The organism is Micromonospora sp. NPDC049203 (genome assembly GCF_043197215.1).
GTDB lineage: Bacteria > Actinomycetota > Actinomycetes > Mycobacteriales > Micromonosporaceae > Micromonospora.
Genome location: NZ_JBICSV010000001.1, coordinates 879,520 through 906,397, shown reverse-complemented (window position 1 = coordinate 906,397; position 26,878 = coordinate 879,520). Strand labels below are relative to the sequence as shown.

The 26,878-nt window shown below is 73.4% G+C and carries 24 protein-coding genes; 11 read left to right on the top strand and 13 right to left on the bottom strand.

What is annotated here, in order from left to right; all coding sequences use genetic code 11:
• Positions 1 to 5 precede the first annotated feature (5 nt).
• Entirely contained in the window at positions 6 to 326 is a 321-nt protein-coding gene (locus tag ACGFIA_RS04230; protein WP_357381699.1) for a hypothetical protein, read from the top strand.
• On the opposite strand, the gene ACGFIA_RS04225 is transcribed toward ACGFIA_RS04230, so the two are convergent.
• From ACGFIA_RS04225 to ACGFIA_RS04210, 4 genes are all read right to left on the bottom strand, one after another.
• The gene (locus tag ACGFIA_RS04225; RefSeq protein WP_393258474.1) at positions 323 to 1,810 is read right to left on the bottom strand and encodes a CHAD domain-containing protein; all 1,488 of its coding nucleotides are present in this window, start codon (positions 1,808 to 1,810) and stop codon (positions 323 to 325) included. The genes ACGFIA_RS04230 and ACGFIA_RS04225 overlap by 4 nt on opposite strands.
• A gap of 40 nt (positions 1,811 to 1,850) precedes the next feature.
• The gene (locus ACGFIA_RS04220) at positions 1,851 to 3,113 is read right to left on the bottom strand and encodes an acetyl-CoA C-acetyltransferase (protein WP_357381703.1); all 1,263 of its coding nucleotides are present in this window, start codon (positions 3,111 to 3,113) and stop codon (positions 1,851 to 1,853) included.
• A 58-nt stretch (positions 3,114 to 3,171) separates the two neighbouring features.
• Positions 3,172 to 3,984 (bottom strand): SGNH/GDSL hydrolase family protein, encoded by an 813-nt coding sequence (locus ACGFIA_RS04215; RefSeq protein ID WP_357470184.1) that lies wholly within the window; start codon positions 3,982 to 3,984, stop codon positions 3,172 to 3,174.
• A 147-nt stretch (positions 3,985 to 4,131) separates the two neighbouring features.
• Positions 4,132 to 5,178 carry an SGNH/GDSL hydrolase family protein gene (locus ACGFIA_RS04210; RefSeq protein WP_357381707.1) on the bottom strand — a complete coding sequence of 349 codons (1,047 nt, stop codon included), beginning with the start codon at positions 5,176 to 5,178 and terminating at the stop codon, positions 4,132 to 4,134.
• Positions 5,179 to 5,318: 140 nt separating this feature from the next.
• Between ACGFIA_RS04210 and ACGFIA_RS04205 the strand changes: the two genes are divergently transcribed.
• Together ACGFIA_RS04205 and ACGFIA_RS04200 are read left to right on the top strand one after the other, a co-directional pair.
• Complete coding sequence (locus ACGFIA_RS04205) at positions 5,319 to 5,675, top strand: YkvA family protein (RefSeq protein ID WP_357381709.1); 357 nt, start codon at positions 5,319 to 5,321, stop codon at positions 5,673 to 5,675.
• A gap of 76 nt (positions 5,676 to 5,751) precedes the next feature.
• Positions 5,752 to 7,122 (top strand): cystathionine beta-synthase, encoded by a 1,371-nt coding sequence (locus ACGFIA_RS04200; protein ID WP_357381711.1) that lies wholly within the window; start codon positions 5,752 to 5,754, stop codon positions 7,120 to 7,122.
• 91 nt (positions 7,123 to 7,213) lie between these two features.
• Here ACGFIA_RS04200 and ACGFIA_RS04195 read toward each other — a convergent pair whose 3' ends face one another.
• The 7 genes from ACGFIA_RS04195 to ACGFIA_RS04165 form a co-directional block, all read right to left on the bottom strand.
• Entirely contained in the window at positions 7,214 to 7,723 is a 510-nt protein-coding gene (locus ACGFIA_RS04195) for a GNAT family N-acetyltransferase (RefSeq protein WP_357381713.1), read from the bottom strand.
• On the bottom strand, positions 7,720 to 8,649 hold the full coding sequence (locus ACGFIA_RS04190) for a ribonuclease Z (protein ID WP_357381715.1): 930 nt from the start codon (positions 8,647 to 8,649) through the stop codon (positions 7,720 to 7,722). Before ACGFIA_RS04190 ends, ACGFIA_RS04195 begins: the two co-directional genes overlap by 4 nt.
• Before the next feature lie 309 nt (positions 8,650 to 8,958).
• Entirely contained in the window at positions 8,959 to 10,143 is a 1,185-nt protein-coding gene (locus ACGFIA_RS04185) for an osmoprotectant NAGGN system M42 family peptidase (protein WP_357381717.1), read from the bottom strand.
• On the bottom strand, positions 10,140 to 11,978 hold the full coding sequence (gene ngg / locus ACGFIA_RS04180; protein ID WP_357381719.1) for an N-acetylglutaminylglutamine synthetase: 1,839 nt from the start codon (positions 11,976 to 11,978) through the stop codon (positions 10,140 to 10,142). Before ngg ends, ACGFIA_RS04185 begins: the two co-directional genes overlap by 4 nt.
• Positions 11,979 to 11,980: 2 nt before the next feature.
• Positions 11,981 to 13,771 (bottom strand): N-acetylglutaminylglutamine amidotransferase, encoded by a 1,791-nt coding sequence (locus ACGFIA_RS04175; RefSeq protein ID WP_357381721.1) that lies wholly within the window; start codon positions 13,769 to 13,771, stop codon positions 11,981 to 11,983.
• Positions 13,772 to 14,165: 394 nt separating this feature from the next.
• Positions 14,166 to 14,828 (bottom strand): peptide-methionine (S)-S-oxide reductase MsrA, encoded by a 663-nt coding sequence (gene msrA, locus ACGFIA_RS04170; protein ID WP_357381723.1) that lies wholly within the window; start codon positions 14,826 to 14,828, stop codon positions 14,166 to 14,168.
• Positions 14,829 to 14,904: 76 nt separating this feature from the next.
• Positions 14,905 to 15,318: an HIT family protein gene (locus tag ACGFIA_RS04165; protein WP_393258464.1), complete on the bottom strand. Its 414-nt coding sequence runs from the start codon at positions 15,316 to 15,318 to the stop codon at positions 14,905 to 14,907.
• A 256-nt stretch (positions 15,319 to 15,574) separates the two neighbouring features.
• Between ACGFIA_RS04165 and ACGFIA_RS04160 the strand changes: the two genes are divergently transcribed.
• The 5 genes from ACGFIA_RS04160 to ilvA all read left to right on the top strand — a co-directional run bounded on the left by ACGFIA_RS04160 (position 15,575) and on the right by ilvA (position 21,471).
• Positions 15,575 to 16,621 carry a hypothetical protein gene (locus ACGFIA_RS04160; protein WP_357381728.1) on the top strand — a complete coding sequence of 349 codons (1,047 nt, stop codon included), beginning with the start codon at positions 15,575 to 15,577 and terminating at the stop codon, positions 16,619 to 16,621.
• Between the two features lie 98 nt (positions 16,622 to 16,719).
• Positions 16,720 to 17,862, top strand: coding sequence for a cystathionine gamma-synthase (locus tag ACGFIA_RS04155; protein WP_357470190.1), 1,143 nt, complete (start codon positions 16,720 to 16,722; stop codon positions 17,860 to 17,862).
• Between the two features lie 16 nt (positions 17,863 to 17,878).
• Positions 17,879 to 19,291, top strand: coding sequence for an amidase (locus tag ACGFIA_RS04150; protein WP_393258459.1), 1,413 nt, complete (start codon positions 17,879 to 17,881; stop codon positions 19,289 to 19,291).
• A 51-nt stretch (positions 19,292 to 19,342) separates the two neighbouring features.
• Positions 19,343 to 20,254 (top strand): DUF4328 domain-containing protein, encoded by a 912-nt coding sequence (locus ACGFIA_RS04145; RefSeq protein ID WP_393258456.1) that lies wholly within the window; start codon positions 19,343 to 19,345, stop codon positions 20,252 to 20,254.
• Positions 20,251 to 21,471, top strand: coding sequence for a threonine ammonia-lyase (gene ilvA, locus ACGFIA_RS04140; RefSeq protein ID WP_357381737.1), 1,221 nt, complete (start codon positions 20,251 to 20,253; stop codon positions 21,469 to 21,471). The genes ACGFIA_RS04145 and ilvA overlap by 4 nt, the downstream gene beginning before the upstream one ends.
• A gap of 135 nt (positions 21,472 to 21,606) precedes the next feature.
• Here the strand turns inward: ilvA and greA are convergent, their stop codons facing one another.
• Positions 21,607 to 22,107 carry a transcription elongation factor GreA gene (greA, locus tag ACGFIA_RS04135; RefSeq protein WP_357381739.1) on the bottom strand — a complete coding sequence of 167 codons (501 nt, stop codon included), beginning with the start codon at positions 22,105 to 22,107 and terminating at the stop codon, positions 21,607 to 21,609.
• Positions 22,108 to 22,251: 144 nt separating this feature from the next.
• A complete protein-coding gene (locus tag ACGFIA_RS04130; protein WP_357381741.1) occupies positions 22,252 to 22,686 on the bottom strand; it encodes a DUF4307 domain-containing protein in 435 nt (144 codons plus the stop codon).
• 242 nt (positions 22,687 to 22,928) lie between these two features.
• Between ACGFIA_RS04130 and mca the strand changes: the two genes are divergently transcribed.
• The 3 genes from mca (at position 22,929) to ACGFIA_RS04115 (ending at position 26,856) form a co-directional block, all read left to right on the top strand.
• Positions 22,929 to 23,810 (top strand): mycothiol conjugate amidase Mca, encoded by an 882-nt coding sequence (gene mca, locus ACGFIA_RS04125; protein WP_357381743.1) that lies wholly within the window; start codon positions 22,929 to 22,931, stop codon positions 23,808 to 23,810.
• A gap of 48 nt (positions 23,811 to 23,858) precedes the next feature.
• Positions 23,859 to 24,143 (top strand): hypothetical protein, encoded by a 285-nt coding sequence (locus ACGFIA_RS04120; protein WP_357381745.1) that lies wholly within the window; start codon positions 23,859 to 23,861, stop codon positions 24,141 to 24,143.
• Between the two features lie 217 nt (positions 24,144 to 24,360).
• Positions 24,361 to 26,856: a putative bifunctional diguanylate cyclase/phosphodiesterase gene (locus tag ACGFIA_RS04115; protein WP_393258613.1), complete on the top strand. Its 2,496-nt coding sequence runs from the start codon at positions 24,361 to 24,363 to the stop codon at positions 26,854 to 26,856.
• Positions 26,857 to 26,878 lie beyond the last annotated feature (22 nt).

Genomic DNA, 26,878 nt, shown 5'->3' with positions numbered 1-26,878 from the left:
CGGCGATGAGCGCAGCGGAACTGGACCGGGCGGTGGCCCTGCTGGTCCGACAGGTCGGGCACTGGCAGCAACCGCGCTGGTCGGCCAAGGCCGAAGGCGGCAACGTGTCCCGGGCCGACCTGGTGCACAAGCTGGTCCAGGAGATCGCCGACCTGGCCGCCGACGCGGCCGGTGAGCCGCGCCGCGACGTGCCCCGCCTCCCCGCCGATCTGGCGCTGCCCGACCAGCTCCGAGTGGTCACCGCCGACCTCACGCGCGCCGCGCCCCCGGAGCCCGTCCTGGTCACCGCCACCGACGCGGTGACCCGAACCCGCACCGCCCTCTAGCCCCGCTTCAGCCAGCGGCGTACCTTGCGGTGCCGGGCCCGATCGCGTGCCCGCAGGACCGCGGGGCGGTCGTGGCCGGCGGCCTCGGCCTGCCGCGCGTGCAGCAGGCCGTAGGTGAACGTGTTCTCGCCGTCGGCGTACGCCTGGAGCGCCTGCCGCCGGAGCGCCTCGCGGGTCACCACCGAATCCTGGTGGGTGCCGAGCAGATTCTGGAGCGCCTTGAACCGCTTCACCAGACGGGCGGCAGGCTTGCCGGCGGCCGGCTCGCGCACCTCCACCGCGTACCGGGCGGCCTTGATCTTCTTGCGTGCCTCGTGCAACGCGGCGTCACCGGCCGGCCCGGTGGTGGCGAGCGCCCGGTCCAGCCGCCGGTCGGCGCGGCGTACCGCGCGGCGGACCCTGCGCTCCACCCAGCGCCGGCCCACGTCGGCGGGCGGCCCGTCGGCCAGCCGGTCCAGACGGGTCAGCAGGGCGGGGTAGCTGTCGGCGTCCAGCGCCGACCGCAGCGCCGCGGTCGCCTCGGCCAGGTCGGCGGCGAACCGCTCGCGGATCCGCGCGGCCACCGGGCCGAGCACCAGCTCGTCCGGCAACTCGTGCACCGCGTCGGTGAGCCGGACGGCCATCACCTGGGTGTCACGGACCCGGCCCAGCTCGCCGCCGAGCCCGCGCAGTTCGGCCCGGAGCGTCTCGCTCTCCCGGCGGTCCCACAGGCCCCGGAAGGTACGCAGCGTCGCCCGCAACCGGCGGGTCGCGACGCGCATGTCGTGGACCGCGTCCTCGTCCCCCTGGTACGCGGCCGCGTGGTTGCCGACGATCGCGTCCCGCTGCGCCCGGACGTACGCGAGGACCTGCCCTGCCGGACCGTCCGGCTCCTGGTCGTCGAAGCGCTCGATCCGGGCGGCGACGGCCCGGTGCGACTTGCTGACCGCCACGTCCCGGGCGCCGGCCGCGTGCAGCCGCTCGCCGACGACGTCGAGCAGACCCTCGTCGCCCTCGACCAGCTCGATCTCGATCTCGTGCCAGGCCCGCTCGGTGCCGTCCACGAGGTCTTCGGACCGGACGTCGTCCTCGGCCACCTCGGCCAGCACCCGGCCGTCCGCGTCCAGCAGCCCGCGTTCCCGGCGGCGGTTGACGACCCGGGCCGCCGGGGCCACCGGGCGACCGCGCGACGCGGCCCGGATCAGCGCGACCAGCTCGGGCGGCGGGCCGTCGTCGGACGCCCCGGCGGGGAACCGGTGCTCGACCCGGGCACCGCCGACCGCGCCCACCTTGAGATGCCAGCCCGCGTCGTGCCCGCCGGTACGCCGGCGCAGCGCGTGCCCGCTGCGCAGCAGGAGCAGATCGTCGGTGTCCCAGTAGACGGCGTCCAGATCCGAGACGGTGGCGTCGGACATGGTCACGACGCCACCGCACCCGGTCAGGTCGGGCAGCCGGAAACCCTCGTCGCCGGAGTACTTGCGCTCACGTTCCACGACGGTCGCCATGCGGCCTCCCGTACCCGGCCCGTGCCCCGGCGAACCGGTCTCAGTTCAGTCGTTCGAGCACCATCGCCATGCCCTGGCCGCCGCCGACGCACATGGTCTCCAGACCGATGGTCTTGTCGTGCCACTCCAGCGCGTTGAGCAGCGTGCCGGTGATTCGCGCGCCGGTCATGCCGAACGGGTGGCCGACGGCGATCGCGCCACCGGCGACGTTCAGCTTCTCCTCCGGGATGCCGAGCTGCCGGTACGAGGGGATCACCTGGGCGGCGAACGCCTCGTTGATCTCGACCAGGTCGACGTCGTCGATGGTCATGCCGGCCCGCTTGAGGGCCTGCTTCGACGCCTCGACCGGGCCCAGACCCATGATCTCGGGGGAGAGCCCCGTGACACCGGTGGAGACGATCCGGGCCAGCGGGGTGAGCCCCAGCTCGGACGCGCGCTGCGCGCTCATGATCACCACGGCGGCGGCGCCGTCGTTGAGCGGGCAGCAGTTGCCGGCGGTGATCCGGCCGTCCGGGCGGAACACCGGCTTCAGGCCGGCCACCGCCTCCAGTGTCACCCCGGCACGCGGACCGTCGTCGGTGCTGACCACAGTGCCGTCCGGCGTGGTGACCGGGGTGATCTCGCGGGCCCAGAAGCCGTCCGCGATCGCCTTCTCGGCGAGGTTCTGGCTGCGGACGCCGAACGCGTCCATGTCCTCGCGGGTCACGTCGTAGACCTGGGCCAGGTTCTCGGCGGTCTGACCCATGGCGAGGTAGATGTCGGGGAGCTGACCGGCCTCGCGCGGATCGGTCCACACCTCGGCTCCGCCCTTCGCGCGGGCCGCGGAACGCTCCCGCGCCTCGGCGAAGCGGGGGTTCTCCCAGCCGCCCCCGACCAGCGCCTGCGCCTCCGGCGGGAGCGTGTCCGAGTTGCCCCGGGCGTACCGGGAGACCATCTCCACACCGGCGGAGACGAACACGTCGCCCTCACCGGCCCGGATCGCGTGCATCGCCATCCGGGTCGTCTGGAGCGAGGACGCGCAGTAGCGGGTCAGCGTGGCGCCGGGCAGGCCGTCCAGCCCCATCAGGGTGGCGACCACCCGGGCCATGTTGAAGCCCTGCTCGCCACCGGGCAGACCGCACCCGAGGTAGAGGTCGTCGATGGTGGTGGGATCGAGGGCCGGGACCTTGTCGAGGGCGGCCTGGACGATCGTGGCGGCGAGGTCGTCCGGGCGGACCTCGCGGAGGGAACCCTTGAACGCGCGGCCGATGGGGGACCGGGCGGTGGCGACGATGACGGCGTCGCGGGGCGACTCAATCGGCATGAGCCAACGTTAACGCGCTAGTAACATGCGCGGGAAGCCGCGAGGCGGGCGGGAAATGTCACCCCGTGGGCGGTCGCCTGTGGTGCCGGAACGCGACAGCGGTGGCGGCCTCGACGGCCGGCAGCAGGGCGTGCGCCCAGACCCGGTAGCCGTCGGCGGACGGGTGGAAGCCGTCGTGGCACAGCGTGCCCGCGTCCGCGCGGAACACCGGACCGGTCTCGGTGCCCAGGTCGACGACGGTGCCGCCGGCGTCCAGCACGGCCGCCGTCTGGGCCCGCGCCATCCGCCGTCCCGACCAGCCGAGCACCTGGCGCAGCGGGGCGGCGACCGCGCGGACCGCGCCGAGATCCGGGCACGTGCCCACGACCACCTCGACGTGGGCCTCCCGCAGCCGGCGTACCGCCGAGCCGAGATAGGCCGCCGCGTCACCGGGCCGGGCCATGGCGGTCGCGTCGTTCGCCCCGATCAGCACCACCGCCACGTCGGGCCGCTCGCCGAGCAGTGCCCGCGCCACCTGGGTGGCCAGGTCGGTCGCGCGCGAGCCGGAGACACCGACGCTCGACAACTGCACCCGCCGGCCGGCCGGCCCCTCCGCGAGCAGGTTGGCGAGCTGGCCGCCGATGGTGTCCTCGAACCGGTCGACGCCCACGCCGAGCGCCGACGAGTCGCCCAGCAGCACCAGCCGCAGCGGCGGGGCGTCGGCGCGTCCGACCGTCGCGCGCAGCATCAGGCCCAGCTCGGGCTGGGCGTACTCCCGGCTGCGGGCGGCGATGGCCTGGCCGGCGAGGACCGCCGCGCCGCCCACCGTGCCGGCCAGCAGCGACAGGGCCGCCGCCCGGCCCCACCGGGCCACCTCACCGCGCTGGCTCATGCCGTCACTCCGCTTCGCTCCGTGCCGCCATGAGGCACCTTCGCGCTGAGCCGGCCGATTCGCTCGCTGCGCTCGCTCATGCCGTCACTCCGCTTCGCTCCGTGCCGCCATGAGGCATTTTCGCGCTGAGCCGGCCGATTCGCTCGCTCATGCCGTTCCCTCCAGCGTTGCCGAGTCGGCGGCGCTGCCGGTCGGTGGCACCGCGCCGACGCCGAAGAAGGCCCGCCGGCGAAGCTGCGCCCACCGCCCGCCCGGCCCGCGGTCGCGACCCCGCAGCTGGGTGCCGCTGACCTCCGTGCCGGCGTGCCGGGCCGCCTGGTGAGCGGCCTCCGGGAGCGACCGTACGCCTTCCACGCCGGGCAGGACAGGTCTGCGTTCCGGGACCGCGCCCAGCGCGGACAGCACGGTGGGCAGCAACGCCGCCGCGGCTATCGCATACCCCTCGGCGGAGGGGTGGAATCGGTCCCAGGCGAACATCCGCCCGGGGTCGGCGGCGAACCGCGGCCCGAGCATGTCACCGAGCGAGACGGCACGGCCGCCGGCCTCGACCACACCCACCGTCTGCGCGGCGGCGAGCTGGCGGCTCCAGCGCCGGGCCAGCCAGCGCAGCGGCGGCTGGATCGGCCGGATGGTGCCCAGGTCGGGACAGGTGCCGACGACCACCTCGCAGCCGGCTGCCCGCAGCGTGCGGACCGCGTCGACCAGGTAGCGCACGGCCACCGGGAACGGTGTGCGGTTGGTGACGTCGTTGCCGCCGACCAGGATCACCGCCACGTCCGGCTCGACCTCCAGGGCGGACTCGACCTGCGGCTTCAGACCGGACGACAGCGCGCCGACCACGGCGAACCGGTGCAGCCGGACCGGCCGGTGCAGCCGGCGGGACAGCCCGGTGGCGAGCAGCGAACCCGGCGTCTCCCGGCGCCTGTGCACGCCGTAGCCGGCCGCGGAGGAGTCGCCCAGGACGACCATGGTGATCGGCGGGCCGGGCAGCCTCGCCCCGTAGACGCCGTCGCAGCGAGGCGGCGGGGCCTGGGCCATCGGGATGGTGCGGCGGGCCTGCCGGGCCTGGCCGAGCAGCACCCCGCCGGTGGCGAGCGTGGCCGCGACCGTGGCGCCCGTGCCGACCGCCGCGAGGCGGACGATCTGCCGGGCGCGCTGCCGGCGGACCGGCGCGACGGAACCAGCGTCCCCCATGAGCCGACAGTATCGCGCCGGTACGACCACTGCTGTCCGTGATCGGATGGCTGGGCGACGCCCGGAATGGGTACCGGTGGGGTAGCGGGCGCGGACTTGCCACCGGGCCGCACCATGGTCGAGCGGAGAGGGGCGACATCATGGGGAAGACGTTGAAGCGCAGCGCCGCGTTCGCCGCGCTGGCCCGGGCGCTGGCGGCGGGCACGCGGGGCGGGCCGTCGCTCGGGGCCCGGCTGGCGGCGCTGCCGCGGATGATCCGCGCGACCACCCGGGGCGAGTACGACGGTGGCCTGCGCCTGGCGCTGATGGCCGGGGCGACGGCGTACATCGTCTCGCCGATCGATCTGCTGCCGGAGATCCCACTGGCCATCTTCGGGCTGGCCGACGACGCGGTCATGGTCACCTGGCTGGCCGGCAGCGTGCTCGCCGAGACCGAGCGGTTCCTGGAGTGGGAGACGCGTCGCAGCTCCGTCATCCCGGGGCATGTGGTGCCCTGAGGGCACGTACGCTGGTCGGCGAACTGACGGCTGACCGACCGCCCCACGACGGCGGCGCGACGAAGGGCACAACGAGGTGCAGTACTACGACAACGTCGTCGAGCTGATCGGCAACACCCCGCTGGTCCGCCTGCGCAACGTCACCGAGGGCATCCAGGCCACCGTGCTGGCGAAGGTGGAGTACGTCAACCCGGGCGGCTCGGTCAAGGACCGGATCGCCCTGCGCATGGTGGAGGACGCCGAGAAGGCGGGCATCCTCGGGCCGGGCGGCACGATCGTGGAGCCGACCAGCGGCAACACGGGTGTCGGGCTGGCCCTGGTGGCCCAGCTGCGGGGCTACCGCTGCGTCTTCGTCTGCCCCGACAAGGTCAGCCAGGACAAGCAGGACGTGCTGCGCGCGTACGGCGCCGAGGTGGTGGTCTGCCCGACCGCCGTGGCGCCGGAGGACCCGCGCTCCTACTACAACGTCTCCGACCGGCTGGCCCGGGAGATCCCCGGCGCGTGGAAGCCCAACCAGTACAGCAACCCGGCCAACCCGCGTTCGCACTACGAGACCACCGGCCCGGAGCTGTGGCGGCAGACCGAGGGGAAGATCACCCACTTCGTCGCGGGCGTCGGCACCGGCGGCACCATCTCCGGCATCGGCCGCTACCTCAAGGAGGCGTCCGAGGGCCGGGTCAGGGTGATCGGCGCGGACCCGGAGGGCTCGGTCTACTCGGGTGGCACCGGCCGTCCGTACCTGGTCGAGGGCGTCGGCGAGGACTTCTGGCCGGAGACGTACGACCGGCAGATCGCCGACGAGATCGTCGAGGTGTCGGACAAGGAGTCCTTCGAGATGACCCGCCGGCTGGCCCGCGAGGAGGGCCTGTTGGTGGGCGGCTCCTGCGGCATGGCGGTGGTGGGTGCGCTGGAGGTGGCCCGCAAGGCCGGCCCGGACGACGTGATCGTGGTGCTGCTGCCGGACGGCGGCCGTGGCTACCTGTCGAAGATCTTCAACGACAAGTGGATGGCCCGGTACGGCTTCCTCGACGAATCGGGCACCGAGCCGACCGTCGCCGACGCGCTCGCCGACAAGCCCGGTGGCCTGCCCGAGCTGGTGCACGTGCACCCGACCGAGACGGTCCGCGACGCGATCGACTACATGCGCGAGTACGGCGTCTCCCAGCTGCCGGTGCTGAAGGCCGAGCCGCCGGTGGTGACCGGTGAGGTGGCCGGCTCGATCGCCGAGAAGGACCTGCTCGACGCCCTGTTCACCGGCCAGGCGCACCTGCACGACACGATCGAGCGGCACATGGGCGAGCCGCTGCCGATGATCGGCGGCGGCCAGCCGGTGAGCGAGGCGGTCGGGCTGCTGGAGAAGGCGGACGCGGCGCTGGTGCTTGTCGACGGCAAGCCCAAGGGCGTGCTGACCCGCCAGGACCTGCTGGCCCACCTGGGCGCCCGCTGACCCTCCGCGTTGTAAGGAAGGGCCCCCTATTAACACCCGGTGTTAACAAGGGGCCCTTCCTCTACCGGAGGCGTTAATAGGGGGCCCTTCCTTACACCAGGCGGGCGTAGCGGAGCTGGGGGACGAGCGCCGCGCCGATGTGCTCGTCCCGCTGCTCACCGGTGGCGGCCCAGCCGCCACGCTCGTAGAAGCGGCGCGCGGCGGCGTTGTCCCGCAGCACCCACAGCGCCGCCCGGGTCCACCCCCGTGCCCGCATCGCGTCGAGCGCGTCCACCATCAGCGCCCGGCCGGTGCCCCGGCCCCGCTCGGACGGCTCCAGGTGGATCGCGTTGAGCAGCCCGGTCGCCGGATCGCCCTCGTCGTCCGGCCCGAGGTAGCTGAACCCCACCAGCCGCCCGTCCCGCTCGGCCACCGTCATCCGGTGGTCAGCGCCTTCCCAGGTCAGCCGCTCCACCCAGTAGCGGCCCATCGCCGCGGGCGTCGGGTCGGTCAGCGCCTCGGGCGGCAGGAACGACGAGTACGCCGCCACCCGGGAGCGCTGGTGCAGGGCGCCGACCGCCATCAGGTCGGCCTCGGTCGCGGAACGTAGGGAGATCGTCACCGGGGCGACGGTACCCGCCGGGGCGGCACCTGCACCGTCTGGAGATCCTCGGCGATCACCAGCTCGCCGGCGAAGTGCTCCCGGGCCTCGTCGTGGAAGCGGCGCGGGTCGGCGTACCGCTGGGAGAAGTGGGTCAGCACGAGCGTGCGTACCCCCGACTCGGTCGCCACCCGCGCGGCCTGGCCGGCGGTGAGGTGCCCGACCTCGGCGGCGAGCGCCGCCTCCGATTCCAGGAACGTCGACTCGATCACCAGCAGGTCGGCGTGCTCGGCCAGCGCGTACACGCCGTCGCAGAGCCCGGTGTCCATCACGAAGGCGAACCGCTGCCCCGGCCGGGTCACGCTCACCTCGTCCCGGCTGACGCGACGCCCGTCGAGGTCCAGGTGGCCGTCGCGCAGCAGCCGCCCCACATCCGGACCGGCGATGCCGTACGCGGCCAGCTTCTCCGGCAGCATCCGGCAGCCGTCCGGCTCGACCAGGCGGTACCCGTACGTCTCGATCGGGTGCCGCAGCCGGCGGGCCTCCAGCGTGCCGACGCCGAGGGCGAACCGCTGCCCGTCGGTGTCGACCGGCTCGACCGCGAGATCGGCGGTCTCGTAAAAACTCGAGGCGTGCCGCAGCCGGGTGAAGTACTCGGCGCCCCCGGCCGGGAAGTGCACAGCCACCGGGCGGGGTACGCGGTCCAGCGAGAGCCGCTGGATCATGCCGGGCAGCCCGAGGCAGTGGTCGCCGTGGAAGTGGGTGACGCAGATCCGGGTCAGGTCGGTGGCGGTGATCCCGGTGTGCAGCATCTGCCGCTGGCTGCCCTCGCCCGGGTCGAAGAGGATCACCTCGTCGTCCCAGCGCAGCAGGTAGCCGTTGTGGTTGCGCTGCCGGGTCGGGGCCTGGCTGGCCGTACCGAGCACCACCAGCTCACGCATGGACACGGCATCCTCCGGAAGGCAAAAAGCGACCCCCGGGGCTTCCGCGCTCGCGCGCGGGCCGGCTGGACTGGGCCGGCACCCCGGGGGTCGGGTGGCTGTCGTGGTTTCGCCGCACCGCTGCCACACGGTCTCGACGATCCTGCGGGTGCCCGCCTCGCGGCGGGCGAGTTTTCACTGTCGAGGACAGCGGCTAGCGGACAGCCACCTCACGAGTCCGATTGCTATACAAGTCTGGACCACCTCCTTTCCCGTGTACCGCCACGCTATCCACTTCCCGGCGGCCGCGGCAACGGATTTCGATCACAGGCCCGGTCAGTCCAGGCCGATCGGGCCCTCGCGGGGGCCCTCCTCGTTCGCCGGCTGCACCGCCAGCGACGGGAAGTCGGCCAGGTCGCCCTCGGGCTCGGCGTCCCACTCCGGGAAGACCAGCGGGCTCTGGAGATAGAGGCAGAGCAGCTGGGTGAGCTGGTGCAGCCCGTCGAGGTGGGTGCGCTCGTGGCCGTGGGTGGCGTCCACGCCGAAGCCGAGCAGCGCCACCCGGGCGTGCGCCCCGGCCTCGACCGCCGCCGCCACGTCCGAGCGGTAGTAGTCGAAGACGTCCCGCACCAGGTCGACGCCGTGCTCCTTGGCGATCGAGGCGAGGTTGCGGGTCAGGTGGTAGTCGAACGGGCCGACGCCGTCGCCCATCGCCAGCGTGGCAGCGGTCTCCCGGGACTGCTGGCCCGGCGCGACCACCGCCGCGTCCACCGAGACGATCTCCGCGACGTCCGGGTCCAGTCCGTGGCTCGCGCCGTGGCCGATCTCCTCGGTGACGGTGACCAGCAGGTGCGCGGTGACCGCCGGGGTGACCCCGGCGTCGACCATCGCCTTGAACGCGGTCAGCACCGCCGCCACGCCCGCCTTGTCGTCCAGGTGCCGGGACTTGACGTACCCGTTCGGGGTGATGGTCGGGTTGGGCAGGAACGCCACGAAGTCCCCGGCGTCGATGCCGAGCGCCCGCAGCCCGGCCTCGTCGTGCACCGGCTCGTCCACCCGCACCTCGACCAGCTCCCAGCCGACACCCTGGAGGTCGACCGCCTCGTTGTAGCGGTGGCCGCTCGCCTTCAGCGGCAGCACCTGGCCGGTGATCACCCGCTCCAGGTCGTCGGTGAAGATCCGCACGTGGGCGCCCTCGGCGAAGCGGGCGCTGTGCGTACCGATCGGGTTGACCTCCAGCCGGCCGTTCTCCTTGAGCCGCTTCACCATGCCGCCGATGGTGTCGGTGTGCACCACCACGGCCCGGTCGGCGCCCGTCGACCGGGGGCCGGGCAGGCAGGCGCTCAGCGCTCCGCGCCGGGTCAGCGTGGAGCTGATCCCGATCGCGGAGAGCCGCTCGCCCACGTACTGCTGGATGTGGTCGGTGCGTCCCGACGGGCTGGGGATCTCCAGCAGCTCCACCAGCACCTGGCGGAGGTAGTCGAGGTCGAGCTTGAGCGGTTGTGGTTTGCGTGCGGTCATGCCCCAGAGCCTGCCGCACCGGCCGGCGACCAGAGTCGCTGCGGTGCCCGGGTACCCGGGAAGAGCAGGTCGACGAAGCGCTCGGCGGTGGGCTGCGGCTCGTGGTTGGCCAGTCCGGGGCGCTCGTTCGCCTCGATGAACACGTGTTCCGGCTGGTCCGGGGCGGGAACCAGCAGGTCCAGCCCGGTGACCGGGATGTCCAGCGCCCGGCTCGCGGTGACGCACGCCTCGGCGATGGCCGGGTGCAGCTCGGCGGTCACGTCGTGGATCGTGCCACCGGTGTGCAGGTTGGCCGTCCGACGGACCGCCAGCACCTCGCCCTCCGGGAGCACGTCGTGCATCCGGTACCCGGCCTCCGCCACCACCTCGCGGGTCATGTCGTCGACCGGGATGCGGGACTCGCCGCCGGTGGCGGCCGACCGGCGGCGGCTCTGCCGCTCGATCAGCTCGGTGATGTCGTGCACCCCGTCGCCGGTGATCTGCGCCGGCCGGCGCACCGCCGCGGCGACCACCTCGTGGTCGATCACCACGACCCGCAGGTCCTCGCCCTCGCGCAGCTCCTCGATGAGCACGTCCGGGCAGAACCGGCGGGCCAGCTCGACGGCGGCGGTCAGCGCCTCCGGCGTACGCACGCCGACGGTGATGCCGTTGCCCTGCTCGCCCCGCGCCGGCTTGACCACCACCGGGCCCACGTCGTTGAGGAACGCGACGTCGTCGGGCTCGCCGGTGGCGGTGCGTCCGCGCGGCACCGACAGCCCCGCCTCGGTGAGGATGCGCCGGGTCACCCGCTTGTCGTCGCAGCGGCTCATCGCCACCGCCGAGGTCAGCTCCGACAGCGACTCGCGGGTGTGGATGGTCCGGCCGCCGCTGGTCAGCTTCAGCTCACCCCAGTGCGGGTCGGTCACCTCCACCCGGATGCCGCGCCGCATCGCCTCGTCCGCGACGATCTTCGCGTACGGGTTCAGCTCGTCGTACCCCTCGGGCATGGCGGGCAGGAACAGGCGCTCGTTGATCGGGTTCTTCCGCTTGACGCAGAGCGTGCCGGTGCGGTGGAAGCCGAGGCGTTCGTACAGCCGGATCGCGCCCGAGTTCTCGGCCAGCACGGACAGGTCCACGAACGCCCGGCCGCGCTCGTCGAGCCGGTCGGCGAGCGCGGTGAGCAGCGCCTGGCCGGTGCCGGGCGGGGCGGTGTTGAAGTCGACGGTCAGGCACCACAGGCTGGCGCCTTTCTCCGGGTCCCCGAAGACCGCGACGTGGTCCACGCCGGTGATGGTGCCGACCACCTCGCCCGTGGCGTCCTCGGCGACGAGGTGCAGGAACCGGTCCGTGCCCGCGTTGTCCACGAGCACCTCGACCGGGGCGGTGACCATGCCGTTGCGGGCGTAGATCCGGTTCACCGCCTCCGCGTCGGCGGCGTCGCGCAACCGCCGGACGGTCAGCCCGGGCACCTCGCCGCCCTCGGTGGCGGCGGGCCGCTTCTCGCCCAGCGGCAGCCGGTACGTCAGCGACGGGTCGATGAACAGCTCGTCCGGCAGCCGGGACACCAGCACGTGCGGATCGCGCAGGTAGATGCAGATGTCCCGGGCGCCGACCGCCTCGGACCGCAGCACGTCGGCCACGTGCACCTGGTCGTCGAACGTCTGCCCGAACACCAGCCGGCCCCAGCCGCAGTCCAGCACGACGCCCGAGGCGTCGGTGTCAGCGGTCTGCGGCTGCCGTGGCTCCGGCGTACCCGGTGCGATCGGGTCGCCGCCGGGGCCGGTGCGTTCCCGGCGTCGCCCGAGCACCCGTTCCCGGTCGGTACGCGCCGTTCCGGTGGCGAGGGTGTCGGTCACTGTCAGTCGATTCCGTGGCTCTGGAGCCACATTTCCAGGAGTCCCAGTTGCCACAGCTTGTTTCCGTTCAACGGGGTCAGTTCGGCATTCGGGTCGGCGAGCAGCGCGTTGACGTAGTCGGCGCGGAACAGGTCACGACGGCGCGCCTCCGGTGCGGTGAGGGCGTCGCGTACCCGGTCGAGGAGCTTGCCCTCCAGGTGGGTGAGGCCGGGCACCGGGAAGTAGCCCTTGGGCCGGTCGATGACCTCGTGTGGCAGGACCCGCCGGCCGATCTCCTTGAGCACGCCCTTGCCGCCCTGGGCCAGCTTCAGCTCCGGCGGGCAGCTCGCGGCGAGCTCGACGAACTCGTGGTCGAGGAACGGCACGCGGGCCTCCAGCCCGTGTGCCATGGTCATGTTGTCGACCCGCTTCACCGGGTCGTCGGTCAGCATGACCTGGGTGTCGATCCGCAGGCCGGCGTCCACGGCGGTCTGCGCGCCCGGGCGGCCCAGGTGCGCGGCCACGAACTCCCGCGCCGGGTCGCCGTCGGCCAGCCACGCCGGGTTGAGCACCCGGGCCAGTCCGGCCGCGTCGCGGTCGAAGAACGCCTTCGCGTACGTCTCGAGCGCCTGCTCCCGGTCCACCCCCGCCAGCGGCGGGTACCAGTGGTAGCCGCCAAGGATCTCGTCCGCGCCCTGGCCCGACTGCACCACCTTGACGTGCCGCGCGACCTCCTGGCTGAGCAGCCAGAACGCGACGCAGTCGTGGCTGACCATGGGCTCGCTCATGGCCGAGACGGCGGCCTCCAGCGGCGGCAGCAGGTCGCCGGTGGGCACCCGGATCTGGTGGTGGTCGGTGCCGAACGTCTTCGCCACCAGGTCGGAGTAGACGAACTCGTCGCCCTCCCGGCCGCCGACGGCGTCGAAGCCGATGGAGAACGTGGCCAGGCCGGAGCGGGCCTGCCCCTCGCCGGCGAGCAGCGCGACGACCAGGCTGGAGTCGAGGCCGCCGGAGAGCAGCACGCCCACCGGCACGTCGGCCACCATGCGGCGGCGTACGGCGGTGGTCAGCGAGTCGAGCAGCGCGTCCTGCCAGTCCCGCTCGGACCAGCCGGCCCGCTCGGCGGCACGGCCGAACGTCGGGTCCCAGTAGACCCGCTCGTGGGTGGAGCCGTCCGCCTCGTACACCCGGACCGTGGCCGGCGGCAGCTTGGTGACGCCGGCCAGGATGGTGCGCGGCGGCGGCACGATGCTGTGGAAGCTCAGGTAGTGGGCGAGCGCCACCCGGTCGATGGTGGTGTCGATGCCGCCACCGGCGAGCAGCGCCGGCAGGGTCGAGGCGAACCGGACCACGCCGGGGCTCTCGGCCAGGTAGAGCGGCTTGATGCCGAGGCGGTCCCGGGCCAGCACCAGGCGGCCGGTGTCGCGTTCGCTGATCGCCACCGCGAACATGCCGATCAAATGGTCGACGAAGTCGAGCCCCCACTCGGCGTACGCCTTGATCACGACCTCGCTGTCACCGGACGAGAAGAACCGGTGGCCCTTGGCCTGAAGCTCGGCACGCAGCTCCCGGTAGTTGTAGATGCAGCCGTTGAAGACACCGGTGAGTCCGGCGGCGGCGTCAACGATGGGTTGGCCGCTCGCCGCGGACAGGTCGATGATCTTCAGGCGCCGGTGTCCCAGCGCGGTCGGGCCCTGCGACCAGACGCCGCTGTCGTCGGGCCCTCGGTCACTCATCGTGGCCGCCATCCGCTCCACGGCCGAGACGTCGGCGCGTGAACCGTCACGACGGAACTCTCCCGCAAGTCCGCACATACGAGCCAATGCTGCCAGAGCTTGTTGCGGTTCGCCTGTTGAGACGATGACGAACGTGTGACAGCTTGCTACCATGCGCCCCCACGAAGGGGGGTCGCCTCCTGTGGTGTTCTTCCGTGCCTGTCGGCGGCTGATGTCCGACCTCGTCCCACCGGGAGACGTGAGGTAAATCCCAACCGCTCATCGAAGCGACCCCGCATCCGGCCCGGCTGTGCCGGGTCGTACCTGCTGTTGCACGACCACTTCAGGTGCTGCGGCAGGTCCACGGCCCCTCGGTGGGCGCGCGAAGAATCTCCGGGCGATCGGGGCACGATGACCGGCTTGGCATACCCGGTCGGGCATGCGCCGTCCATCGTGCCCTCCTCGTCGTCGGATCCAGACTGACGACCCAGGCCTAGCCCGCGGTACGGGCCACGCCGACCGGGCAGGACATCCCGTTCGGCCCGTGGTTGCAGTAGCCGTTCGGGTTCTTCGTCGGCGCCAGGTATTGCTGGTGGTAGTCCTCGGCGAAGTAGTAGTCGCCGAGCGGGGCGATCTCGGTGGTGATCTCACCCTTGCCGGCCCGGGCCACGATCGGCGCGAACGCGTCCCGCGACGCCTTGGCGGCGGCCAGCTGCTCGTCGGTGGTGGTGTAGATCGCCGAGCGGTACTGGGTGCCCACGTCGTTGCCCTGGCGCATGCCCTGGGTCGGGTCGTGGTTCTCCCAGAAGACCTTCAGCAGGTCCTCGTAGGCGATCTTCGACGGGTCGTAGACCACCTGGACCACCTCGGCGTGCCCGGTCATGCCCGAGCAGACCTCCTCGTACGTCGGGTTGGTGGTGTACCCGCCCGCGTAGCCGGCGGACGTGGTGACCACGCCGGGGAGGGTCCAGAACAGCCGCTCGGCGCCCCAGAAGCAGCCCATGCCGAAGACGGCGACCTGCGCGCCCTCGGGGAACGGGCCCTTGAGCGAGGCGGGCAGCACCTCGTGCCGGTCGGCGATCGGCATCGCGATCGGGCGGCCCGGCAGGGCCTGGTCAGGAGAGATCATCTCGGCCTTCATGCGGCGGAGGAACACGGTGGGACTCCTCTCTTGGCTTTCCCAGCGTGTGCAACAGCGCCGGCCCCCGGTTCCTTACCCGCCCACGCCGCCGTCAGGCCAGCGCCGCCGAGATCCGGCCGGCGAAGGCCGCCGCCTCGGCGTCGTCGGCGTACCGGGTACGCGGCCAGAAGAACCCGCGCAGACCGTCGCCCCTGGTCCGGGGCACCACATGGGTGTGCAGGTGCGGTACGGACTGCGACACCCGGTTGTTCATCGCCACGAACGTCCCACCGGCGCCCAGACCGGCCTCCACCGCCACGACGATCCGCCGCACCAGCCGGAAGTAGCCGGGCAGTGCGTCGCCCGGCAGGTCGGGCAGGGCGACCAGGTGGGGCCGGGGCACCACGAGCACGTGGCCCTTGAACACCGGCCGGGTGTCGAGGAACGCGACCCCGTCCGGCTCGTCGGTCACCCGGAAGGCCGGCACCTCGCCCGCCACGATCCCGCAGAACACGCACCCGCTCATCCGGGCAGGGTATGCCGTCCGGGCCCCGCGCGCGCCGTCCGCGGCCCTGCCGCGCTGACGGGTCGCCCCCACGGCGGCGAGCGATTGTGGTAACTATTCATGAGTCTGGATCAGCACGTTCGGGGGCGATGGTGCTGACGCGCGACGGGACCGGTCCGGTCCCCGTCCGGGTGTGCTCGCCGACCGCCTCCGAGGACGGTCCGGCAGCCATCCGGCCGTGGCCACCGCCGCGGCCGACCTCGTGAAGGGAACACCCTTGCGCCTCGACAGACGCCTCGCGCCGGCCCTGGCCGCGCTCACCGGCATGCTGCTCGCCGCCGTACCCGGCGTGTCCGCCTCCGCCGCGGCCGCGCCCCGGGCCGTACCCCTGCCGATCGCCGACGCCGCAGACGTGGTCGCGGCCGGCGACCGGATCTTCGTCAGCGGCGGCCGGAACTCCACCGACGTGGTGGTGACCGCCGCGAACGGCGACCTGGTCAGCACCCTGTCCGGCCTGCCCGGCCCGACCGACCTCCAGCTCAGCGCGGACCGGCAGACGCTCTACGTGGCGTTGCCGTCGGCGAACGCGATCGCGGCGGTGAACACCGGCACCCTCACCGAGTTCGCCCGGTTCGACACCGGCGCGGCCGCCTGTCCCTCCTCGCTCGCGCTGACCGGCCGCTTCCTGTGGTTCGGTTACGGCTGCGGCGGGTGGGACGGCAACATCGGGCGGCTCGACCTGGGCCGCCAGCCGGCCGTCCTGACGACCGGGCTGGCCCGGGAGACCTACTACGGCGCGCCGCTGATGACCGCCCCCCAGCAGAACCGCACCGTGCTGCTTGTCGGCCAGCCGGGGGTCAGCCCGGCGTCGGTAGACGCCTACGCCATCGGCACCGGCGGCGCGCTCAGCTTCCTGCGGACGAACGACTTCATGGCAGTCGGCAGCAACCTGCGGGACATCGCCCTGAACCCGGCCGGCGACACGATCTACACCGCCTCCGGCGCCCCGTACGAGGTGCAGGCGTTCCCGCTCGCCGCCATCACCACCCCGACGGCGACGTTCCGGACCGGCGCCTACCCCAACGCGGTCGAGCTGACCCGGGACGGCACCCGGGTGGCCGGCGGCGCCGACGCCTCCTACGACCCGGACGTGTTCGTGTTCGGGCTGGACGGCACCGAGCAGGCCCGGTTCGAGCTGGGCGCGGACCTCGTACCCGGAGGGCTGGCCTGGTCTCCCAACGGCGCCCGGCTCTACGCGATCACCTCGGACTGGACCGGCGCCCGGCCGGCCACCCTGCACGTGCTGCCGGTACCTGCGGCCTGATCGTCCCGCGCCGCTCCCGCCACCGGGTGGGAGCGGCGCGGCACCCGCGACGGGGACATCGCGTACCGGGGGCGGACGCAGGGACTAGCCTTCCGGGCATGAGCCACGGCTTCGAGACACTCGCCATCCACGCCGGTCAGGACCCGGAGGCCCGCACCGGCGCGGTGATCCCGCCGATCTACCAGACCAGCACGTACGCCCAGGACGCCGTCGGCGCGCCCCGCGAGGGCTACGAATACAGCCGCTCCGGCAACCCCACCCGGGACGCGCTCCAGGAGTGCCTGGCCGCGCTGGAGGGTGGCCCGGTGGCGCTCGCCTTCGCCAGCGGCCTCGCCGCCGAGGACACGCTGCTGCGGACCGTGTGCAAGCCGGGCGACCACGTGGTGATCCCGGACGACGCGTACGGCGGCACCTACCGGCTGTTCGCCAAGGTGGCCGAGCGCTGGGGCCTGGCGTACACCCCGGCGAAGGTCTCCGACCCGGACGCCGTGCGGGCCGCGATCCGCCCGGGCGCCACCCGGATCGTGTGGGTGGAGACGCCGACGAACCCGCTGCTCGGCATCGCCGACATCGCCGCGCTCGCCGCGGTGGCGCACGACGCGGGCGCGCTGCTGGTGGTCGACAACACGTTCGCCTCGCCGTACCTGCAGCAGCCGATCGCGTTCGGCGCGGACGTGGTGGTGCACTCCACCACCAAATACGTCGGCGGGCACTCCGACGTGGTCGGCGGCGCGCTCGTCGCGGCGGACCGCGCGCTCGGCGAGGAGCTGCGCTACCACCAGAACGCGATGGGCGCGGTGAACGGCCCGTTCGACGCCTGGCTCACGCTGCGCGGCATCAAGACCCTCGGGGTACGGATGGACCGGCACTGCGACAACGCCGAGCGGATCGCGGCCTACCTGGACGGGCACGCCAAGGTCGCCCAGGTCATCTACCCGGGCCTGCCGTCGCACCCGGGCCACGAGGTGGCCGCCAAGCAGATGCGCCGCTTCGGCGGCATGATCTCGTTCCGCGCGGCGGGCGGCGAGGAGCACGCCGTCGAGATCTGCAACCGGGCCCGGCTGTTCGTGCTCGCCGAGTCGCTCGGCGGCGTCGAGTCCCTGATCGAGCACCCGGGCCGGATGACACACGCGAGCGCTGCGGGCTCGCCGCTTGAAGTTCCCGGCGATCTCGTGCGACTGTCTGTCGGCATCGAGACGGTCGACGACCTGCTCACCGATCTGGAGCAGGCCCTGGGCTGACCGCTGGCTGGGGAGGGTGGCAGTGCCGGAGATCTTGCCGACGACCTGGGTCGGGACGACCGCGAAACAGATCGCCCGGGCGGTCCGCCGTGGCGACGTCTCCGCCACCCAGGTCGTCGCCGACCACCTGGACCACGTCGACCGCGTCGACGGTGAGCTGGGCGCGTTCCGCACGGTACGCGGCGGCGAGGCGATCACCGAGGCGGAGAAGGTCGACGAGCAGGAGGAACTGGCGAACCTGCCGCTTGCCGGGGTGCCGGTGGCGGTCAAGGAGAACACGCCGGTGGCCGGCCTGCCCACCTGGAACGGGTCGGCCGCGATGCGTACCGAGGTGGCGGAGGCCGACCACGAGGTGGTCCGGCGGCTGCGCGGCGCGGGCGCGGTGATCCTCGGCGTGACCCGGATGCCGGAGCTGGGCCTGTGGGCTCTCACCGACGACGACACCGGAGTGACCCGCAACCCGTGGGACAAGGCGCGCACCCCCGGCGGCTCGTCCGGTGGCGCGGCAGCCGCGGTGGCCGCCGGGCTGGTGCCGATGGCCCACGGCAACGACGGCCTCGGTTCGATCCGCATCCCGGCGGCCTGCTGCGGCCTGGTCGGGCTCAAGCCCGGCCGGGGCGTGGTGCCCTGCCAGCTCGGCGCGGACGACTGGTTCGGCCTGACCGAGCACGGCATGCTCACCAGCACGGTCGCCGACGCGGTGGTCGGCTTCTCGGTGCTGGCCGGGCGCCGGCCCGACAAGCTGGTCCCGCCGGCCCGGCTGCGGGTGGGCGTCTCGCTGCGCTCCCCGGTACGCGGCGTCTCGCCGGACGCGCCGAACCGGGACGCGGTCGCCGCCGCCGGCCGGCTGCTGGCCGCCGCCGGTCACGACACGGTGCCCACCGACCCGGTCTACCCGACCCGGCTCGGTCTCCAGGGCATCGCCACCTGGTTCGCGGCCGCCGCCGCCGACGTGCGCGCCGCCGGGGTGGCGCCGCGCCAGCTCCAGCGGCGCAGCCGCCGGCACGTCACGCTCGGGGAGTGGGCGCAACGCCGGGGGTACGTGCGGGAGGCCGACCGGGCCGCCTGGCGCGAACGGTCGGTGAACTTCTTCGCGGACAACTCGATCGACCTGCTGCTCACCCCGGCGCTGGCCGGGCCGCCGCCGGAGGCCGCCGGGTGGTCCGGCCGCTCCTGGCTGGCGAACATGTCGACGAACATCAGGTACGCCCCGTACGCGGCGCCGTGGAACATCGCCGGGCTGCCCGCGATCGTGGTGCCGGTCGGCCGCCGCCCGGACGGCCTGCCGGTGGGCGTGCAGTTCGTCGGCCCGCCCGGCTCCGAACTGCTGCTGCTCGGCGTGGCCGGTCAGTTCGAGATGCAGGCGCCATGGGCCCGGCACGCGCCCGGCTATCCCCGCGCCGGAACGGGGTCGCCGGCCACCGCGTGATCGTCTAACGTGTGCGCACCTCTGTCGCACACCCACCTCGGACGGTCCCCGATGCACTGCCAGACCTGCGGGGACGCCACGTCCCCGGCCTATGAGGAGTGCCGGCGCTGCGGCACCCGCGTCGGTCAGCCCGCCGTCACCCCCGGCACGCCCACGTACGGCGTACGCGGTCTGGCCGTGGCCAGCGCGTTCGCGGTCGGCGCGGCCGCCCTGTTCTACCTGCTGGCGGCCCTGTCCCCGCTGGTGGGTGTGCGGATGGCCCGTTCGGCCGCCGAGCAGCTCGACCGGGACATGCTGCTCGGCGCGGTGCTGGCCGACGTGCTGTTCACCCTGCCCTACCTGCTCGCACTCCTGACCGCCGGCACGCTCGTGGTGATCTGGACCTGGCGGGCGCGCAAGAACCTGGACGCCTTCCCGGGCACCGCGCCGAATCTCAGCCCGGCGTGGGCGATCGCCGGCTGGCTGGTCCCGTTGGCAAACCTCGTCGTGCCGGCCCGGGTGCTCGCCGACCTGCTCCGCAACAGCGTCTGGCGGGGCCGCCAGTCGTGGCTGGTCGGGGTGTGGTGGGCGAGCTGGCTGGTGTTCCTGATCGGTGACCGGTTCGTCGCCCGGGCCCAGCAGCGGCGCTACGACCGGCTGACCGAGCTGCCCCGCAACGACGCGGAGTTCGGCATGTACGTGCGCTTCTACGAGGAGGCGCTCGTGCCCCGGCTGGTGCCGGCGGCGGCGTGCCTGGTCGCCGGCATCGCGTTCGTCGTGCTGATCCGCCGGATCTCGTCCGCCCAGCAGGACCGCCTCGCCCGGGCCGTGCCCGCGTGGCCGGGTCAGCAGGCATGGCCCGGTCAGCAGGCATGGCCCGGTCAGCCGGCGTGGCCGGGTCAGCCGGGCGGGCCGGGGCACCCCGCGCCGTCGGCCACGTCGGCGCAAATCCCACCGGGGCCGGGTGGCACGATCGGGGCATGACGGAACTGGTCGGCCTCGCCGACGTGCAGGCCGCGCGGGAACTGCTCGCCGGTGTCACCCGTACCACCCCGCTGGAGCCGTCCCGGCCGCTCAGCGCCGCGCTCGGCGGGCCGGTCTGGCTCAAGTGCGAAAACCTCCAGCGCGCCGGGTCGTACAAGGTGCGCGGCGCGTACGTGCGGATCTCCCGGCTCTCCGACCGGGAGCGGGCCCGCGGCGTGGTCGCGGCGAGCGCCGGCAACCACGCCCAGGGGGTGGCGCTCGCCGCCGGGCTGGTCGGCGCGCACGCCACCGTCTTCATGCCGGTCAACGCGCCGCTGCCGAAGGTGGCCGCCACGAAGGGGTACGGCGCGCAGGTCGAGCTGGTCGGCAACACGGTGGACGAGTCGCTGGTGGCGGCGCAGACGTTCGCCGAGCGGACCGGCGCGGTGTTCATCCACCCGTTCGACCACGCCGACGTGATCGCCGGGCAGGGCACCGTCGCGCTGGAGATCCTCGAACAGTGCCCGGACGTACGCACCATCGTGACCGGGGTGGGCGGCGGCGGGCTGGTCTCGGGCATGGCGGTGGCGGCGAAGGCGCTGCGTCCCGACGTACGCGTGATCGGGGTCCAGGCGGCGAGTGCCGCCGCCTTCCCGCCCTCGCTGCGGGCCGGTGAGCCGCTGCGGCTGCCCTCGTTCGCGACGATCGCCGACGGCATCGCCGTCGGCCGGCCGGGCGAGCTGACCTTCACCCACGTCCGCAAGCTCGTCGACGACGTGGTGACGGTCTCCGAGGAGGACATCTCCCGGGCGCTGCTGATGCTGCTGGAACGCGGCAAGCAGGTGGTGGAGCCGGCCGGCGCGGTGGGCGTGGCGGCGCTGCTGGCGGGCGCGGTGGAGGTGAGCGCCCCGGTCGTCGCTGTGCTCTCCGGCGGCAACATCGACCCGTTGCTCATGCTCCGGGTGATCGAGCACGGCCTGGCGGCGGCCGGCCGGTTCCTGCGGATCACCGTGCGTTGCACGGACCGGCCCGGCCAGCTCGCCTCCCTGCTCGGCGAGATCGCCGAGCACCGGGCCAACGTGGTGGACGTGGTGCACCAGCGCGCCAACCCGCACCTGCGCCTCGGTGAGGTGGAGGTGGCCCTGTCCGTGGAGACCCGCGGGGTGGAGCACTCGGACACGCTGATCAGCGCGCTGCGGGCCAGCGGCTACCAGGTGGTCTTCACCGGCGAGGGCTGAGCCACTCGGCGGAACGCGAACGCCCCGGCCGGATGATCCGGTCGGGGCGTTCGGGTGTGCGGCTCGGGTCCGAGGAGGGCCTGTCAGCCTCGGTCGGGTTCGGGACCCGAGCCATCCGGCGCGGGTCCGGAAGGGTCAGCCGCTGTACGGCTCGAAGGAGACGATGGTCACCTTGATATCGGCGCCGCTGGGCGCGGTGTAGGTGCAGGTCTGCCCCGCCTTGCCGCCGAGGATGGCCTTGCCGAGCGCGGACTCGGGGCTGTAGACCGTGAGGTCGGTGGTGGAGGCGATCTCCCTGGAGCCGAGCAGGAAGGTCTCGCTGTCGTCGGCGTCGTCGTCGAAGTAGATCTTCACGACCATGCCCGGGGACACCGCGTCGGTGTCCGGAGCCTCACCGACCTTTGCGGTGCGCAGCAGCTCCTTGAGGTAGAGGATGCGGCCCTCGGCCTTGCCCTGCTCCTCGCGGGCGGCGTGGTAGCCACCGTTCTCCCGCAGGTCGCCCTCCTCGCGCCGGGCGTTGATCTCGGCGGCGATGACCGGCCGGTTGGCGATCAGCTCGTCGAGCTCGGCCTGCAGACGGTCGTAGGCGTCCTGGGACAGCCAGGTGGCGGGCGCCTTGTTTCCATTTGTGGACACAGGCGATCTCCTCGATTGGTGCGGACTGGCTGACAGGTGAACTTGCAAGGCTACCAGTGCGGTACGCGTCGAGGTGTGATCAATCACCCCGGGTGGCGGTGACGGGCCGGGGTGTGGCTGCCGGCGACTCGCCGGCGGTCCGGGTCAGCCGGCCGGCCGGCAGCGCAGGACCTCGCCGATGAACGGCCGGGCGCTCGTGGGCACCTCCTGCCGGGTCCGGATGTGGCGCTGGCCGGGGTCGGCGGTCACGGTGACCTCCGCGCTGCCCACCTGGGCCCCGTCGTGGGAGCGGGCCCGCAGCAGGCAGGTGGCCGAACCGCCCGGCGGTACGGTGACCCGGAAGTCGACAGCCACCCGGGAGTCGGTGATGTCGGAGTAGCTGATCATCTCGCCCTGGTACTCCGGGTCGCCGTACTGGTAGTAGAGCTTCGCCGCGCCCAGCCCGAGGACTGCCAGCAGGACCGTGACGGTCAGGGCGAGCAGGAGCGGACGGCGGCGTCCCGGCTCCCGGCGGCGGCCGTAGCGGCCCGGCGGGAAGGCCGGGGCCTCCGCGGCGACTGTGGCGTGCGTCTCGCTCACCGGCGGCTGTCTCCTGGCGTTGTTGTCGGCGGCATCGGCAAGAATGGCTAGGTCCATCTTCCCAGCCCGGCGCTGAGTCAAGGATGGCAGGTCGGCCTGGACCGGCGGGCGTGGCCCTGGCCACTCCGGTGGCGGCCCCCGACCGGCCGTCACGGGGGCTTTCGCGGGCGCGGGGGGAGATTCCGGCAGGTCAGCCGCCCGGCCCCGGGTCGGTCGGCGGGCACAGACGAGGAGCGCCGAAGGTGGCAGAGAAGCTGCGTCTCATGGCGGTGCACGCCCATCCCGACGACGAGTCGAGCAAGGGCGCGGCCACCATGGCGAAATACGTCGCCGAGGGGGTGGACGTCCTGGTCGTCACCGCCACCGGTGGCGAGCGGGGCAGTGTGCTCAACCCCAAGATGGACCGCCCCGACGTGTGGGCGAACATCGGCGACATCCGGCGGGCCGAGATGGACGCGGCGCGGGCCATCCTCGGCGTCGAGCAGGCGTGGCTCGGCTTCGTCGACTCCGGGCTGCCCGAGGGCGACCCGCTGCCGCCGCTGCCGGAGGGCTGCTTCGCGCTCCAGGACGTGGACGTCGCCGCCGCGCCGCTGGTGCGACTGATGCGGCAGTTCCGCCCGCACGTCGTCACCACGTACGACGAGGAGGGCGGTTACCCCCATCCGGACCACATCATGACCCACAAGGTCACCGTGGCGGCGTTCGACGCGGCCGGTGACCCGGACCGCCACCCCGAGCTGGGCGAGCCGTGGCAGCCGCTGAAGCTCTACTACGACGTGGGCTTCTCCCGCGCCAAGATCATGAGCCTGCACGAGGCGGTGCTCGCCGCCGGCCTCGAATCGCCGTACGGCGACTGGATGAAGCGCTGGGACGAGCGCCCCGACAAGGGCGCCCGGATCACCACCCGGGTCGAGTGCGCCGACTACTTCCCGGTCCGGGACGACGCGCTGCGCGCGCACGCCACCCAGATCGACCCGGACGGCTTCTGGTTCCAGGTGCCGATGGAGCTGCAGAAGCGCGCCTGGCCGACGGAGGACTTCCAACTCGCCAGGTCACTGGTCGACAGCCCGCTGCCCGAGTCCGACCTGTTCGCGGGCGTACGGGAGGCGTGCCGTGCCCACTGACCTGGCCGGGGTCTACCCTGGTGCTCAGCCGCACATCGGAGGAACACCATGCTGACCACCGTCGAGGTGCTCGCGCAGAACAACTTCGGTGACACCCGCACGGGTGGTCTGGCCGGTCCGATGGGCCTCTTCCTCATCGTCGCGCTGGCCACCGTCACCGTCCTGCTGATCCGCAACATGAACGCCCGGCTGCGCCGGCTGCCCGACCGCTTCCCGCAGCAGGGCGGCCCGGGCCGGGCCGATTCCGCAGTCGCCGATCCGACAGACGGGCTCGTCGAGCAGGATTCACCGACGAACGCGTCAAACGGCTCTCAGCAGCGCCGCAACAGCTGAACACCGCATGAATCACGTCGAAGCCGGTCGTCGCCCCCTGTTGCGACCACCGGCTTTGGCTTAGCCTTCCGCCGGGGGGACCGTCAGGCCACCGGACCCTGCGCGGAAGGGGCACGCCGATGTCGATGGCAACACCGGCCCCCGGCCATGCCCCGGCCCGACCTGTCGACGGGGCGGCCCCGTGACCACCGAGCCGGCCGACCGTTCCCCCGACCGGATCGGCCTGCGCGGGACACCGACGGGCGTGGTCCTGCTCACCGTCGCGGTCGCGCTGACCGGTCTGCTCGCCGCAGTGCTCGGCCTCACCGTCCCGGCGCACCTGCCGGCCGGCCACCCACTGCCGGGTCCGGCGCGGTTCGGCATCGCCGTCGCCGCGTTCGCGGTGGCCCAGCTCGCCCGGCTGCGCTTCCGTACCGCTTCGGGCATGGTGAGCATCACCTGGGGTGAGGCCGCACTGGTGGTCTGCCTCTGGCTGGTGCCGGCCGGCTGGCTCCCGGCCGCGGCCCTGCTCGGCGTGGGTGCCGCCTGGACCGTGATGTCGGTGCTCTCCGACCGCCGTTCCGCCCTGGAACTGGTGGGGATCGCCGGTTCGCTGACCGCCGCCACCGCGCTCGCCGCGGCGGTGGCCACCGCGCTCGGGGCGCCGCTGCTCGCCGCGCCCACCCCGGAGCTGGCGCTCACGCTCAGCGCCGCCGCGGTGACCTACCTGCTGACCACCGCCTTCCTGGGCGCCGTCGCGCTCGCCCTGCGGCACGGCATCGCGATCGGCCCGCCGCTGCTCGCCGCGCTGCGCGGCAAGCTGCTCATGTTCGTCGGCAACGTGGCGGTCGGCCTGGTGGTCGTCGCGCTGCTCGAACTCGACGCGCGCTGGCTGCTGCTCCTGCCGCCACCGCTCTGGCTGCTCCAGCAGACCTACCGCCACCGGCTCCGGGCCGACCAGGAGCGGCGGACCTGGCGGGCGTTCGCCGAGGCCACCGCCGCACTCAACCAGCTCGACGAGCGTGGCGTGGCGACCGCCGCGGTGACCGGCGCGCTCACCCTGTTCGGCGCGGAACTGGTCGAGGTGGACGTGGCCCGGGGCGAGGGACGCTGGCGCCGCTACCGGGCCGACCGCGGCGGCCAGGTACGCGACCGGGAGGTGGAACCGTCGGCCGGCCTCGGCGTGGGGGAGCACGAACTGGTGCGGCGCCTCGCGGTGGGTTCGGCCGAGGTCGGCCGCCTGCGGGTGCGGTTCGCCCGGTCCGCCCCGCCGAGTGCCCGGGAACGCGACGGCGTGGCGGCCTTCGGGGACGCCCTGGCCGCCGCGCTGCACGACGCCGCCACGCACCGCGAGCTGCGGCTGGTCACCGCCCGCTCGTCGTACGACGCGGTGCACGACCAGCTCACCGGCCTGCTCAACCGGTCGGCGTTGCTCGCGAAGGGCGACCAGGCGCTGCGGCAGCGCGCACACGACCACCCGGTGGCCCTGCTGCTGCTCGACGTGAACCAGTTCAAGGAGGTCAACGACACGCTGGGGCACTCGGCGGGCGACCAGCTGCTGCGGCTGACCTCCAACCGGCTCGCCGCGCTGACCCGGCCGGGTGATCTGCTCGGCCGCCTCGGCGGCGACGAGTTCGCCCTGCTGCTGACCTCGGTTCCGCTGGTCGAGGACCGGACGGCCCCGCTGGCGTACGCGCTGCGTCAGGCCCGGGAGGTCGCCGAGCGCCTCGCCGCACCGACCGAGGTGGCCGGGGTGCGGATGTCCGTCGAGGTGGCGGTGGGTGTGGTGGTGGCCGACGCGGGCACCGCCGACCTGACCGAGCTGTTGCGGCGTGCCGACATCGCCATGTACCAGGCGAAGGAGGGCGGCGGCAGCGTCGCCGCGTACGACAGCTCGCGCGACGCGGCGAGCACCGACCACCTGGCCTTGCTCGCGGAGATGCGGGAGGCGCTGGCCGCCGACGACCAGCTGGTGCTGGCGTTGCAGCCGGCGGTGGACCTGGCGACCGGCGCGCCGACCGGGGTGGAGGCGCTGATCCGGTGGCGGCATCCGCGCCGGGGCTGGCTCGGCCCGGCCGACTTCATCCGGCCGGTGGAGAACAGCGAGCAGCTCGGCAGCTTCACCCGGTACGTGCTGGACAAGGCGCTGGCGGTCGCCTCCGGGTGGGCGCGGGACGGGCTGGACGTGCCGATCTCGGTGAACCTGTCCGCGCGCAGCCTGCTCGACCCGCGGCTGCCCGTCGAGATCGAGGAGGCGCTGCTCCGCCACCAGGTGCCGCCGCACCGGCTGGTCCTGGAGATCACCGAGACGGTGGTGATGAGCGAGCTGGAGGTCATCGACGAGGTGCTGGCGACGCTGCGCGCCATGGGCGTGCAGCTCGCCGTGGACGACTTCGGCACCGGCTTCTCCTCGCTGACGTTCCTCACCCGGATCGCCGTGGACGAGTTGAAGGTGGACCGCTCGTTCGTGCTCCGGATGGCCGACTCACCGGAGGCGGCGGCGATCGTCCGGACCACCGTGGGCCTGGCCCACGAGCTGGGGCTGCGGGTGGTGGCCGAGGGCGTGGAGACCGCCGAGCAGCGCACCGCGCTGGCCGAGCTGGGCTGCACCGCCGCCCAGGGCTACCACTTCTTCAAGCCGATGCCGGCCGACAAGATCGGCGCGGTGCTCGGGTCGCTGCGGGACTCCGCCCGGGGCAACGTCTTCCCGCTGCGCGCCGACGGCGCCTCCTGACCCTGAGAGGGGTTAACAGCAT

Excerpts from the sequence above, each read along its gene's own strand:
- ACGFIA_RS04230 (WP_357381699.1), top strand. The coding sequence starts at position 6 with ATGAGCGCAGCGGAACTGGACCGGGCGGTGGCCCTGCTGGTCCGACAG.
- ACGFIA_RS04225 (WP_393258474.1), bottom strand. The coding sequence starts at position 1,810 with ATGGCGACCGTCGTGGAACGTGAGCGCAAGTACTCCGGCGACGAGGGT.
- ACGFIA_RS04220 (WP_357381703.1), bottom strand. The coding sequence starts at position 3,113 with ATGCCGATTGAGTCGCCCCGCGACGCCGTCATCGTCGCCACCGCCCGG.
- ACGFIA_RS04215 (WP_357470184.1), bottom strand. The coding sequence starts at position 3,984 with ATGAGCCAGCGCGGTGAGGTGGCCCGGTGGGGCCGGGCGGCGGCCCTG.
- ACGFIA_RS04210 (WP_357381707.1), bottom strand. The coding sequence starts at position 5,178 with ATGGGGGACGCTGGTTCCGTCGCGCCGGTCCGCCGGCAGCGCGCCCGG.
- ACGFIA_RS04205 (WP_357381709.1), top strand. The coding sequence starts at position 5,319 with ATGGGGAAGACGTTGAAGCGCAGCGCCGCGTTCGCCGCGCTGGCCCGG.
- ACGFIA_RS04185 (WP_357381717.1), bottom strand. The coding sequence starts at position 10,143 with ATGACCGCACGCAAACCACAACCGCTCAAGCTCGACCTCGACTACCTC.
- ACGFIA_RS04175 (WP_357381721.1), bottom strand. The coding sequence starts at position 13,771 with ATGTGCGGACTTGCGGGAGAGTTCCGTCGTGACGGTTCACGCGCCGAC.
- ACGFIA_RS04165 (WP_393258464.1), bottom strand. The coding sequence starts at position 15,318 with ATGAGCGGGTGCGTGTTCTGCGGGATCGTGGCGGGCGAGGTGCCGGCC.
- ACGFIA_RS04155 (WP_357470190.1), top strand. The coding sequence starts at position 16,720 with ATGAGCCACGGCTTCGAGACACTCGCCATCCACGCCGGTCAGGACCCG.
- ACGFIA_RS04145 (WP_393258456.1), top strand. The coding sequence starts at position 19,343 with ATGCACTGCCAGACCTGCGGGGACGCCACGTCCCCGGCCTATGAGGAG.
- ilvA (WP_357381737.1), top strand. The coding sequence starts at position 20,251 with ATGACGGAACTGGTCGGCCTCGCCGACGTGCAGGCCGCGCGGGAACTG.
- ACGFIA_RS04120 (WP_357381745.1), top strand. The coding sequence starts at position 23,859 with ATGCTGACCACCGTCGAGGTGCTCGCGCAGAACAACTTCGGTGACACC.